This is a genomic window from Sphaerisporangium sp. NPDC049457 (genome assembly GCF_055586705.1).
In genome coordinates, this window is sequence record NZ_JBVJHR010000025.1 from 5,377 (window position 1) to 17,442 (window position 12,066).

10 protein-coding genes and 1 pseudogene are annotated in these 12,066 nt (G+C 71.8%); 3 read left to right on the forward strand and 8 right to left on the reverse strand.

Features of this window, described 5'->3' with window-relative positions:
• A pseudogene (locus ACZ6QO_RS32345) lies at positions 1-346 on the forward strand (spheroidene monooxygenase); the annotation flags it as partial.
• A gap of 26 nt (positions 347-372) precedes the next feature.
• On the opposite strand, the gene plsX reads toward ACZ6QO_RS32345, so the two are convergent.
• Genes plsX through ACZ6QO_RS32365 form a run of 4 tightly spaced genes read right to left on the reverse strand, consistent with a single transcriptional unit; the run spans position 373 to position 3,941 of the window.
• Positions 373-1,365 (reverse strand): phosphate acyltransferase PlsX, encoded by a 993-nt coding sequence (gene plsX / locus ACZ6QO_RS32350; RefSeq protein ID WP_465856330.1) that lies wholly within the window; start codon positions 1,363-1,365, stop codon positions 373-375.
• A 1-nt stretch (position 1,366) separates the two neighbouring features.
• Positions 1,367-2,299, reverse strand: a complete 933-nt coding sequence (locus ACZ6QO_RS32355) for a phytoene/squalene synthase family protein (RefSeq protein ID WP_465856332.1) — start codon at positions 2,297-2,299, stop codon at positions 1,367-1,369.
• A complete protein-coding gene (locus ACZ6QO_RS32360) occupies positions 2,296-3,765 on the reverse strand; it encodes a phytoene desaturase family protein (RefSeq protein ID WP_465856334.1) in 1,470 nt (489 codons plus the stop codon). Before ACZ6QO_RS32360 ends, ACZ6QO_RS32355 begins: the two co-directional genes overlap by 4 nt.
• Positions 3,765-3,941: a hypothetical protein gene (locus tag ACZ6QO_RS32365; protein ID WP_465856336.1), complete on the reverse strand. Its 177-nt coding sequence runs from the start codon at positions 3,939-3,941 to the stop codon at positions 3,765-3,767. The genes ACZ6QO_RS32360 and ACZ6QO_RS32365 overlap by 1 nt, the downstream gene beginning before the upstream one ends.
• 222 nt (positions 3,942-4,163) lie before the next feature.
• Between ACZ6QO_RS32365 and ACZ6QO_RS32370 the strand changes: the two genes are divergently transcribed.
• Both ACZ6QO_RS32370 and ACZ6QO_RS32375 read left to right on the forward strand, forming a co-directional pair.
• Entirely contained in the window at positions 4,164-5,411 is a 1,248-nt protein-coding gene (locus ACZ6QO_RS32370; RefSeq protein WP_465856338.1) for a MerR family transcriptional regulator, read from the forward strand.
• 232 nt (positions 5,412-5,643) lie between these two features.
• Positions 5,644-6,168 carry an RNA polymerase sigma factor gene (locus ACZ6QO_RS32375; protein ID WP_465856340.1) on the forward strand — a complete coding sequence of 175 codons (525 nt, stop codon included), beginning with the start codon at positions 5,644-5,646 and terminating at the stop codon, positions 6,166-6,168.
• 105 nt (positions 6,169-6,273) lie between these two features.
• Here ACZ6QO_RS32375 and ACZ6QO_RS32380 read toward each other — a convergent pair whose 3' ends face one another.
• The 4 genes from ACZ6QO_RS32380 to ACZ6QO_RS32395 all read right to left on the reverse strand — a co-directional run bounded on the left by ACZ6QO_RS32380 (position 6,274) and on the right by ACZ6QO_RS32395 (position 12,048).
• Positions 6,274-8,874, reverse strand: a complete 2,601-nt coding sequence (locus tag ACZ6QO_RS32380) for a valine--tRNA ligase (RefSeq protein WP_465856342.1) — start codon at positions 8,872-8,874, stop codon at positions 6,274-6,276.
• Positions 8,875-9,283: 409 nt separating this feature from the next.
• Complete coding sequence (gene clpX, locus ACZ6QO_RS32385; RefSeq protein ID WP_465856344.1) at positions 9,284-10,567, reverse strand: ATP-dependent Clp protease ATP-binding subunit ClpX; 1,284 nt, start codon at positions 10,565-10,567, stop codon at positions 9,284-9,286.
• 180 nt (positions 10,568-10,747) lie between these two features.
• Entirely contained in the window at positions 10,748-11,392 is a 645-nt protein-coding gene (locus ACZ6QO_RS32390) for an ATP-dependent Clp protease proteolytic subunit (RefSeq protein ID WP_465856346.1), read from the reverse strand.
• Between the two features lie 11 nt (positions 11,393-11,403).
• Complete coding sequence (locus tag ACZ6QO_RS32395; RefSeq protein ID WP_465856348.1) at positions 11,404-12,048, reverse strand: ClpP family protease; 645 nt, start codon at positions 12,046-12,048, stop codon at positions 11,404-11,406.
• Positions 12,049-12,066: the final 18 nt, after the last annotated feature.

The following is a 12,066-nucleotide window of genomic DNA, read 5'->3' on the forward strand; positions in this document are numbered from 1 at the left end:
GGTCGCCGTGTTGACCAGGGCCGCGATCAGGCCTGCCCGGCTTGTGGCCTTCTACCGGTCGGTGGCGGGGGTCGAACGATCTCTGCGCGAGCGGGACGGCTGCCTGGCCTCGGTCGGCATCGGCGAGTGGCCGCTGGCCCGCCAGGCCACCTTCTCCCTGTGGCGGGACGCCGCGGCCGTCCGCGACTTCGCGTACGCGCGGGGCGAGCATCGGCGGGTGATCGAGCGGGTCCGCGCGGAAGGCTGGTACTCGGAGGAGTTGTTCGCCCGTTTCGCGCCCTACGCGAGCGAGGGCACCTGGGACGGCGCCGACCCGCTCGTTCCCCGCGCGAGCGAGAACACCTGAGAGCGCCGCGCGCCTCACCGCGCTCCTCACCGGGCGGGCGTGACGGTCAGGTGCTCCCGCACGCGGGACACCACCTGGCCCTCGGCGAGGTCGCGGGCGACGACGCAGGCACGGGCGATCGTCGCGGCCCGGGAGGAGCCGTGGGCGACGACCACCGTGCCGGACAGCCCGAGAAGGGCCGCGCCGCCGTGCGTCTCGGGGTCGTAGCGGCGGGCGACCTCGCGCAGTTCGTCCGGACCGGCGATCCCGCACCCGGCGACCAGGGCCAGCGTCGCCCTGACCGTGCCCTCCACGTTCTTCAGCACCACGTTCCCGGTGAACCCGTCGGTGACCACGACGTCGACGGCGCCGGCGAGGACGTCGTCGCCCTCCACGTTGCCGTGGAAGCGCAACGGCATCCAGCGCAGGAGTTCCGCGGACCGGCGGGTGAGCCGGTTGCCCTTGCCCGCCTCCGCGCCGATGGACAGCAGGCCCACCGAAGGGTCGTCCACGCCGAGCACGAGCTGGGCGTAGGACACTCCCAGCAGGGCGAACTGGGCGATCATCTGCGGGGTCGGGTCGACGGTGGCGCCCGCGTCTACCAGTACCGTGGCCCCGCCTCGCACCGACGGCAGCGCCACGGCGAGGGCCGGGCGCAGCACCGGCGGGGCCGTGCCGAGCAGGCCGACCGCGCTCGCGACCACGGCTCCGGTGGAGCCGGCCGACACGAAGGACCCGCCGACGCCCCGCCGCAGCAGGTCCAGGCCGACGGCGAGACTGGAGCCAGTCTGGGCCAGGGCTCCGACGCCGCGCTCGGTCATCGGGACGGCGTCGGCGGCCGGCGCGACCTCGACCTCGCCCTCCGCGCCGAGACGGGCCAGCTCGCCGCCGAGCACGTCCGGATGCCCTGCGATGATCACCGGGACGCCGCTCTCCCGCCTCGCCTGGACGGCTCCGCGCACGGTCTCGGCCGGGCCGTGGTCGCCGCCCATGCCGTCGAGGACGACCGTCCGGGCGGGGGTGTCCTTCCCGCGGTCCATCTCAGCGCGCCTTCGCGGGGCCGCGACGCTCGGCGCGGCCGGCCGTCGACGCCGCCGTCAGGTACCTGGTGAAGATCGCCAGCCGTCGTCGCCGGGGTACGCGCACCCGCCCCGCCAGCACGTTGTATCCGGCCGCGGCGACCTCGTCGAGGATCCCGCCGTACAACTCGTAGGCGGCGCGCACGCACGGCCGCGAGGACGGCACGAGCAGGTCGATGCCCTCCAGCGCCCGCCGGTAGTGGTCGCGCGCCCGTTCGGCCTCGAACGCCATCAGGTCGCGGACGCCCGGGGTGGTCCGGCGGGCGGCCAGATCCTCCTCCGAGACGCCGAACTTGTCGAGGTCTTCGAGAGGCAGGTAGATCCGTCCCCGGTCGAGGTCCTCGGCCACGTCGCGGATGAAGTTGGTGAGCTGGAAGGCCAGGCCCAGCTGGCGGGCCGGCTCGCGCGCCCGTTCGGCCGCGCCCGGCATCGGTTCCAGGATGGGCAGCATCATGGTGCCGATGACCGCGGCCGAGCCGTTCATGTACCCGAGCAGGTCGTCGTAGGTGGCGTAGCGGCGGACGGTCAGGTCGGCGCGCATGGCGGCGAGGAAGGCGTCGATGTCGGCGAGGCCGATGCCGAAGCCGCGCACCGTGTGGGTGAACGCCGGCAGCACCGGGTCGGCTACCGGCTCCCCGGCCATGCCGCAGGCCAGCTGGGCGACGAGCTCTTCGAGCGCCGCCCCCCGGTCGTCCGTCATCGTGAACGAGTCGACGATCTCGTCGGCGTGGCGGGCGAAGCCGTAGAGCGCGTGCACGTGGGGACGTTTCCAGGCAGGGAGCAGCATGGTGGCCAGGTAGTACGAGCGCCCGTAGGCGGCGTGCAGCCGCCGGCACCGTTCGTAGCTGGCCGTGAGCGTGGCGGGGCGCGACGGCGCCAGGGGGTGGGATGTCATGGGGTGGACTCCAGGATGCGTTCCGCGGCCAGGCGGCCGGAGATCAGCACCGGTGGCACTCCGACGCCGGGCGCGGTGTACATGCCCGCGAAGTGCAGCCCGGGGACGCGGCGTGCCGCGCCGGCGGGCCGGAACCAGCCCGTCTGGGTGAACCGGTGGTCGAGGGCGAACGGGGTGCCCGCCGAGTGCCCGCGCCTTCGCCAGGCGGGCGGGTCCAGGACGAGCCGCGGCGCGTCCGACAGGTCGCCGTAGCCGAGGGCGTCGAGTCGTTGCAGCATGCGCCGCACGAGCCGGGGGGTCAGCCGCTCCCAGTCGCCGCCGCCGGTCAGGTTCGCCGTGGGCTCCAGCACGCTGAGGGTGGCGTGGCCTTCGGGCGCGGCGCCGGCGTCACCGCTCGGGTAGGTGACGAGCAGGCTCGGGTCGGGCTGCGGGCGGCCCGCGGCCAGGGCGTCGAACGTGGTGGCCCAGTCGCGTCCGAAGTGCAGGGTGTGGTGGGCCTGGCCGGGCAGGCGCCGGTCGAGGCCGAAATGGGCGACCAGGCATGACGGGGAGAACCGGGGGCGACGCAGCCGCCAGTCGCCGGCCCCGTCCGGCAGCAGCCCGCGGTGCGCCGCGGCCCGGTCGCAGGCGACCACCACGTGGCCGGCGCGGAGCAGTTCGCCGCTGTCGAGCCGGACGCCGGTGACCCCCGCGCCGTCGGCCTCGACCTTGGTGGCGCGCACGCCGTACCGCAGGTGGGCTCCGGCCTTGTGCGCGGCGCCGGCCATGGCGAGGGGGATGGCGTGCATCCCGCCGTGGACGGGGAAGTACACGCCGCCGACCGTGTCCATGTGGGCGATGACGGCGTAGATGCCGAGCGCGCGGCGCGGGGCGAGGCCGACGTAGAGGGCCTGGAAGGTGTGGGCCCTGATCAGGCGCTCGTCGGTCAGGTGCCGGCGCACCAGGCCGTCCAGCGTGCGGAACCCGCCGAGGGCGGCGAGCCTGGCCAGCGCGTACGGCCGGGCGAGCGCGCGCAGCCGCGTCATGTCCCGGTCGATGAACGCCGGCCACTCGACGCGGAACATCTCCTCCAGCAGCGGCCGGAGCCTTCGGTACCTGGCGGCCTCGGCCGGTCCGCACAGCGCGCGCACCTGCTCGGTCATCGCCTCCGCGCCGGCGACCACATCCAGGTGGGACCCGTCGTGGTAGGCGAGCCGGTAGAAGGGGTCCAGCCGCCGCAGCGGCAGCCGGTCGTCCATCTCCTCCCCCGCGGCGGCGAAGGTGTCGGCGAGCACGCCGGGCATGGTCAGCACCGAGGGTCCCACGTCGAACCGGTAGGGGCCGGCGGACGCGGTGCCGCAACAGCCGCCGGGGCCGTCCTGCGCCTCGACGACGGTCACCTCGCGGCCCGCTCCCGCCAGCCGCATGGCCGTGGCCAGTCCGCCGAGACCCGCTCCGATGACCACGACGGGGTGCCGTGCCGCCATCAGGCGTTCCCGCCGCCGCGTCGGAGCGGCCGCCGCAGGTGACGGGCCTTCCCGTCGTCGCGTCCAAGCGGGCACCCGAGGTGGCGGGCGTTCCCGTCGTCGTGTTCGGGCGGGCGCCCGAGGTGGCGGTCGACCGGCTCGCGGAGTTCACGGTTCTCCGGGGCCAACGTCACCATGGGCACTGCTCCTTCGGTGGTACGGGGTCACCGGCGTCATCAGTAAAGTTTTCGTGCCTCCTCGTCGGTGCGGTTGCACCCATGCCGGGCATGCTCCGCGAAGCGGGACAACAGATGAACGTTCGCTGATCAAGCGGACCGGCTCGTGAGCCGGCCATGGGGAGCCGACGGGCGGGGCCGGGTGCGGCATGGACGGGTAGGACGACGGACGGTGGAGCTGCGGTGGAGCACAACGGCGCGGCGGGGGACGGCGACGCGGCGCGGGACGACGACGCGCTGGGGGACGCCGACGCGCTGCGGAACGGCGGCACGCTGCGGGACGGCGCACTGCGGAACGACGACGCGCTGAAGGACGGCGACGCGCTGGGGGACGACGGGACGCCGTCGGCCGGGGACGAGCCTGTGGAGGAGCCCGCGTACGGCATCGGCGCCGTCGCGCGGCGGCTCGGCGTGCCCGTGCCCACGCTGCGCACCTGGAACATGCGTTACGGCATGGGCCCGAGCAGGCGCAGTCCGGGCGGGCACCGGCGCTACGGCGCCTCCGACCTGCGCCGCCTGGAGGAGATGAACCGGCTCATCCACGCCGGCGTGGCCCCGGCGGACGCCGCCCGGCAGGCGCTGCGGCACGGGCCGCCAGGCGACCTCGGCGTGGGCGCGCCGCCGATCGCGCGGGGCGCGGCCGCGCACGGCACGACGGGCGGGGAGGCCGGCGCGCCTCGCGGCCCCATGGGTGACCCGGAAGGCGGCGAAGGCGGCGCGAGCGGGGAAGCCGAGAAAGCGGGCGCGGCGAACGGGGATGCGGGCAGGGTGGCGCGCGGCGCGGAGGGCCGGGCGAGCGCGGCGCGCGGCGCCGGGGGCGGAGTGGGCGTGCCGTCCGCCGCGATGCTGGCGCGGGCGGCGCTGGCTCTGGACGGCCGCACCGTGGGCGGCGGGCTCGACGCGGCGCTGCGGAGCCGGGGTGTCGCCTGGACCTGGGAGCGGCTCGTGCGTCCGGCGTTCGCCGCCATCGTCCACAAGCAGGAGGAGACGGGCGAGGGCGTGGAGATCGAGCATCTGTTCTCCGACCGCCTGCTGGACGCGCTGGCCGCGCACGCCCGGCGCGCCCCGGCTCCGTCGCATCCGCGGCCGGTGCTGCTCGCGTGCGCCGAGGACGAGGAGCACAGCCTGCCCGCGGCCGTGCTGGCGGCCGCACTGGGCGAACTGGCCGTCGAGACCCGGGTGCTGGGCCCCCGCACCCCCTACGCGGCGCTGGCCGCCGCCATGCGACGGCTCGGACCCGCCGTCGTCTTCGTCTGGTCGCAGCAACGGGAGACCGGCGCCCCTGCCCCGCTCGGCGCGCTGCCCCGGCTGCGACCGGCGAGCCGTCTGGTGGCCGGCGGTCCGGGGTGGGCGGACGACCTGCCCTCCGGCACGATCCGCGTATCCACCTTCCCGCAGGCGATCACGACCGTGATGGACCTCCTGAGCTGAGGCCCCGGCCCGGCCGTATCCGACGCGCCGTCTCCGGAGGCGATCCCTGCCCCTGCCCGGCCACCTTCGAAGCGCCGTCTCCCGGAGGTGCTCCATGTCCGGCCATGGACGCCGCGGCGAGGGTCGCGTTTCTACGGCGAGGACGGCGCCATCTCGCAGGTGTGCCGCGCCGGCCGCTGACGGATGGCCATGAAGAGGTTTTGAGTAGATTTATAGCGGCATAAGGGTGTGCATGGACGACACCCTGGAGTCACGCCTCGCGTCCGGCCAGGCGGGCGCGCTGGGCGACTGCTATCGCGCGCATGCCGCCACCGTCCGGGCCTACCTGCACCGGTACCTGCCCCCGCAGGATGTCGAGGACGTGCTTCAGGTCGTCTTCACCGAGGTGTGGCGGTTCGGGCACCGCTTCGACCCGGACCGCAGCCTCAAGGCATGGCTGCTCGGCATCGCGCACAAGCGCGCCATCGACCACCTGCGGGTGCGCGTCCTCGCCACGGTGCCGCTGGAGGGCGTGGCCGACCCGCAGGGCCACGACGGGCGCGCCGACGGCGACACGCTCGCCGAGCGGGACAGGATCATGCGGGCCCTGGCGGCGCTTCCCGACGCCCAGCGCCAGGCCATCGAGCTGGCCTACTACGGGGACCTGACCCAACGCGAGATCGCCGAGCGGCTGCGCGTGCCGCTCGGCACCGTCAAGGCGCGGACGGCACGCGGCCTGCATCGCCTGGCCGGGCTGCTGACTCCGGCCACCACATGACTCCCCCACTATCCGCTCATAACGGACGGGGGCCGCTGTCCGGCGCACGGACCGCGATCCGCGCGCATGACGGACACGGCCCACGATCCGCGCGCCGGGGGCGGCTCAACTCGTGGGGAGGGCGGCGAGCTGGGCCTCCAGGCGGGCGATGTCGGCGTCGGCCTGGGTGGCGCGGGACCGCACCTTGGTGACGACGTCGTCGGGCGCCTTGGACATGAACTGCTCGTTGGCGAGCTTCGCGGCGACCTGGGCCGCCTCCTTGCGGGCCGCGGCGAGGTCCTTCTCCATGCGCCTGCGCTCGGCGGCGACGTCGATGGCCCCGGCCGTGTCGATCTCGATCGACGCCGAGCCGACCGCGAGCCGCGCCGTGGGCGTGAACGACTCAGACGGTTCGTCCAGCCTCAGCAGGCTGCGGATCGCCGGCTCGTGCGCCGCGAGCGCCGACCCGGTGAGGGCCAGCCGGGCTGCGACCCGCTGCCCGGGCTTCAGGCCCTGATCGGAACGGAACCGGCGGACCTCGGTGATGAGCTCCTGCAGGACGAGGATCTCCTCCTCGGCCGGCCGGTCGGCGTACTCGCCGGCGAGCGCCGGCCAGGTGGCCGCCATGATCGAGGTGCCGGAGGTCAGCGCCCGCCAGAGCTCCTCGGTCACGAACGGGACGAGCGGGTGCAGCAGTCGCAGCAGGGCATCGAGCACGTGGCCGAGCACCAGCCGGGTGCGCTCGGCGACCTCGCCGCCCGACGCGATCTGGATCTTGGCGAGCTCCACGTACCAGTCGCAGACCTCGTCCCACGCGAAGTGGTAGAGCTGGTCGGAGATCTTGGCGAACTCGAAGTCGTCGTACCCGGCGTCCACCGCCCCGACGACCACCTGCAACCGGGACAGGATCCACCGGTCGGCGACGGTCAGCTCGTCCGGAGACGGCAGCGCCCCTGCGACGGTCGCGCCGTTCAGCAGCGCGAACCTGGTGGCGTTCCAGATCTTGTTGCAGAAGTTGCGGGAGCCCGCGGCCCAGTCTTCGCTGATGGCCACGTCCGAGCCCGGACCGGCGCCGCGCAGGAGGGTGAAGCGCGTCGCGTCCGCGCCGTACCGGTCGACCCAGTCGAGCGGGTCGATGACGTTGCCGGAGGACTTGGACATCTTCTTGCCGTACTGGTCGCGCACGATGCCGTGCAGGGCGACCGTGCGGAACGGCGGCGTGCCGTCCATGGCGTACAACCCGAACATCATCATGCGGGCGACCCAGAAGAACAGGATGTCGTACCCGGTGACCAGCACGGTGGTCGGGTAGAAGCGCTCGAGGTCGGCGGTGCGGTCGGGCCACCCGAGGGTCGAGATCGGCCACAGCCCCGAGGAGAACCAGGTGTCGAGCACGTCGGAATCCTGGACGTAGCCGGCCGGGGGCTCCTCGTCGGGCCCCACGCACACGACCTCGCCCTCGGGGCCGTACCACACCGGGATGCGGTGGCCCCACCACAGCTGGCGGGAGATGCACCAGTCGTGCATGTCGTCGACCCAGTCGAAGTAGCGCTTGGCGAGCTCCGGCGGGTGGATGCGGGTGCGGCCGTCACGGACGGCGTCCCCGGCGGCCTTGGCGAGCGGCTGGACGTTGACGAACCACTGCAGTGAGAGCCTGGGCTCCACCACGGTCTTGCAGCGCGAGCAGTGGCCGACGGCGTGGACGTACGGGCGCTTCTCTGCGACGACGCGGCCCTCGGCGCGCAGCGCCGCGACCACGGCGGGCCGCGCCTCGAACCGGTCGAGCCCCTGGAAGGGCCCGTGCGCGGTGATCACGCCGCGCTCGTCCATGACCGTGAGGGACGGCAGGCCGTGGCGCCGCCCGATCTCGAAGTCGTTGGGGTCGTGCGCCGGGGTGACCTTGACGGCGCCGGTGCCGAACGCGGGGTCGACGTGCTCGTCGGCCACGATCGGGATCAGCCGCCCGGTGAGCGGCACCTCCACCGAGGTGCCGACAAGGTGCGCGTAGCGCTCGTCGGCGGGGTGGACGGCGACGGCGGTGTCTCCGAGCATCGTCTCGGCGCGGGTGGTGGCGACCACGATGGACGCCTCGCCCTCGCCGTAGCGGATGCTGACGAGCTCGCCCTCGTCGTCGCTGTGGTCGACCTCGATGTCGGACAGGGCGGTGAGGCAGCGCGGGCACCAGTTGATGATGCGCTCGGCGCGGTAGATGAGGTTGTCGTCGTACAACCGCTTGAAGATGGTCTGGACGGCCCGGGAGAGCCCTTCGTCCATGGTGAAGCGCTCGCGCGTCCAGTCGACGCTGTCGCCGAGCTTCTTCATCTGGCCGAGGATGCGCCCGCCGGACTCCTCCTTCCACTGCCAGACTCGCTCGACGAACGCCTCGCGGCCGAGGTCGTGCCGGGAGAGGCCCTGCTTGGCCAGCTCGCGCTCGACGACGTTCTGGGTGGCGATGCCGGCGTGGTCCATGCCGGGCAGCCACAGCGTCTCGTAACCGCGCATGCGGGCCCGCCTGCTCAGGGCGTCCTGGATGGAGTGGTCGAGGGCGTGGCCGATGTGCAGGACCCCGGTGACGTTGGGCGGCGGGAGCACGATGCTGTACGGCTCTCGCCCGCTGCCTACATCCGCCGTGAAGTAGCCCTCGGCGACCCAGCGCTCATAGCTCTGGGTCTCGACGTCGGCGGGTGCGTACTGGGTAGGCAGCTCAGGCGTTGTCACAGTCACCAATTGTAGGGACGGCGGCGACTCGCCCGGGTCGCAACCGCTCAGCGCCCGTAATCGGGTATACGGCCACGCTCACCGAAAAGGCCTCTTAGGTACGACTGAAAGCGTGGTCTCATTACGGTGCGTAACTTCGGCGAGATATCCCACAGCGATGCCACCGTGCGAGTCGGACGGGAATCCGGGCTTCACCTCCTGCGTAGAGCGCTGTGAAGGCTTTCGCCGGCGGACCGGCGGCGGTGAGGCACCGCCGGAGGCGTTAACACCCGCGAAACGCGGCGGCCGGGCACGCCGGTGAACGACCAAGGGCGCGGCGCCGTCGCGGGCGGCCGGGTGGCCGCTCGGCGATGGCGCCGCGCCCCGTGTGCGTCGTGGGCCGCAAAGCGGCCGGAAGCCCGGCGGGCGGGCCGTCCGGTCAGGCGGACTTCTCTCTGGGGGTGCGCTGCTGCTTGGCGGTGAGCTGGTCGCGAGGCACCAGAGTGGGGTTCACGTGCTCCAGGACCGACTCGCGGGTGATGACGACGCGGGCGACGTCCTGACGGGACGGCACCTCGTACATCACCGACAGCAGGACCTCTTCCATGATGGCGCGCAGGCCCCGGGCGCCGGTGCCGCGCAGGATCGCCTGGTCGGCGATGGCCTCGAGCGCGTCATCGGTGAACTCGAGCTCCACGTTGTCGAGCTCGAACAGCCGGCGGTACTGCTTGACCAGGGCGTTCCTCGGCTCGGTGAGGATCTGGATGAGCGCCTCACGGTCGAGGTTGTGCACGCTGGTGATCACCGGCAGCCGGCCGACGAACTCGGGGATCATGCCGAACTTCAGCAGGTCCTCGGGCATGACGTCGGCGAAGATGTCGGAGGCGTCGATGTCGTCCTTGGAGTGGATGATGGCGTTGAAGCCGATGCCCTTCTTGCCGATGCGCGACTCGATGATCTTTTCGAGCCCGGCGAAGGCGCCGCCACAGATGAACAGGACGTTCGTGGTGTCGATCTGGATGAACTCTTGGTGCGGGTGCTTGCGGCCGCCCTGTGGCGGCACGCTGGCCGTGGTGCCCTCAAGGATCTTCAGCAGGGCCTGCTGCACGCCCTCGCCCGAGACGTCGCGGGTGATCGAGGGGTTCTCGCTCTTACGGGCGATCTTGTCGACCTCGTCGATGTAGATGATGCCCGTCTCGGCCTTCTTGACGTCGTAGTCGGCCGCCTGGATCAGCTTGAGCAGGATGTTCTCGACATCCTCCCCGACGTACCCCGCCTCGGTGAGCGCCGTGGCGTCCGCGATGGCGAACGGCACGTTCAGCATCTTCGCGAGCGTCTGCGCGAGGAGGGTCTTGCCCGAGCCCGTGGGGCCCAGCAAGAGAATGTTCGACTTCGCCAGTTCCAGACCGTCGTCTCGGCCGCGTTCGCCGGACTGCACCCGCTTGTAGTGGTTGTACACCGCCACCGAGAGGGCCTTCTTCGCCTTGTCCTGACCGATGACATAGGCGTCGAGGAACTCGTAGATCTCTCTCGGTTTGGGAAGGCTGTCCCACTTGAGCTCGGAGGACTCGGAGAGCTCCTCCTCGATGATCTCGTTGCAGAGATCGATGCACTCATCGCAGATGTAGACGCCTGGTCCGGCGATGAGCTTTTTGACTTGCTTCTGGCTCTTCCCGCAGAACGAGCACTTCAGCAGGTCTCCGCCGTCGCCGATGCGTGCCACCCCAGATACTCCTTTGCGTGGGACCGCCTGCTCCGCGATCCGAATCTTGCGGACTCGGTCCGAAAAGTCATCCCGCTCAGGTTTCGACGTTACCGTCTTCTGGGCCCTCAGTGCGCCCCCTAGCGGTGAGTCGCACCGGAACGTGCCCAATTGGGCACCGTTCCGGTGCGATCCGCGTCCTCAGGAAGCCACGGCTTGAGCGCGCTTCTTCCGTGAGGGGATGATGTCGTCGATCAGGCCGTATGCCTTGGCCTCGTCGGCGTTGAGGATCTTGTCGCGCTCGATGTCGCGACGGACCTCCTCGGGTGTCTTGCCCGAGTGCCTGGCGACGATCTCCTCCAGGAGCGAGCGCATGCGCAGGATCTCGCGGGCCTGGATCTCGATGTCGCTCCCCTGGCCGCCACCCTCGGTGGACGGCTGGTGGATCAGGACACGGGCGTTCGGCAGGGCGAAGCGCTTGCCCGGCGTGCCGCCGGACAGCAGCACCGCCGCGGCCGAGGCCGCCTGGCCCAGGCAGACGGTCTGAATCTCCGGCCGGACGAACTGCATGGTGTCGTAGATCGCGGTCATCGCGGTGAACGACCCGCCCGGCGAGTTGATGTAGATGCTGATGTCGCGGTCGGGGTCGAGCGACTCCAGCGTCAGCAGCTGGGCCATCACGTCGTTGGCCGACGCGTCGTCGATCTGCACCCCGAGGAAGATGATGCGATCTTCGAACAGCTTGTTGTACGGGTTCATCTCCTTGACGCCGTACGTCGTGCGCTCGACGAACGAGGGGATGATGTAGCGGCCGCTGATGTCTCCCGGCCGGATCAGATCACTCACGAGTTGCCCCTTCAGGAGACGGCGCCCTCAGAGGGCACCTGCCGCGCGCTGCGCACGACGTGGTCGATGAAGCCGTAGTCCCTGGCCTCCTCGGCGGTGAACCAGCGGTCGCGATCGGAGTCCCTCTCGATCTGGTCGAGCGGCTGGCCGGTGTGGTGGGCGATGCGCTCGGCCAAGGTCTTCTTGACGTAGAGCATCTGCTCGGCCTGGATCGCGATGTCGGCCGCGGTCCCGCCGATGCCACCGGAAGGCTGGTGCATCATGATGCGCGCGTGCGGCAGCGCGTAACGCTTGCCCGTCGCGCCGGCGCACAGCAGGAACTGCCCCATCGAGGCGGCCAGACCCATGGCGACGGTGCAGACGTCGTTCGGCACGTACTCCATCATGTCGTAGATCGCCATGCCGGCCGTCACGGAACCACCCGGCGAGTTGATGTACAGCCAGATGTCGCGGTCGGGGTCATCGGCGGCCAGAAGGAGCAGTTCAGCGCAGATGCGGTTGGCGACCTCGTCGTCCACCTGGGTGCCGAGCACCACGATGCGCTCACGCAGCAGACGGTTGTATAGCTGATCCTCAAGGCGGAACGAGCCGTTCTCACGGCCACGCGACTCCGGCCCAAAGCTCGTGGGCTGGTTAGAGGTCGGCGGGCTGGTCACAGCGTCACCTTCCGATGC

Coding starts and splice junctions, on each gene's coding strand:
- ACZ6QO_RS32375 (WP_465856340.1), top strand. CDS start 5,644: ATGGACGACACCCTGGAGTCACGCCTCGCGTCCGGCCAGGCGGGCGCG.
- ACZ6QO_RS32365 (WP_465856336.1), bottom strand. CDS start 3,941: ATGGTGACGTTGGCCCCGGAGAACCGTGAACTCCGCGAGCCGGTCGAC.
- ACZ6QO_RS32360 (WP_465856334.1), bottom strand. CDS start 3,765: ATGGCGGCACGGCACCCCGTCGTGGTCATCGGAGCGGGTCTCGGCGGA.
- ACZ6QO_RS32355 (WP_465856332.1), bottom strand. CDS start 2,299: ATGACATCCCACCCCCTGGCGCCGTCGCGCCCCGCCACGCTCACGGCC.
- plsX (WP_465856330.1), bottom strand. CDS start 1,365: ATGGACCGCGGGAAGGACACCCCCGCCCGGACGGTCGTCCTCGACGGC.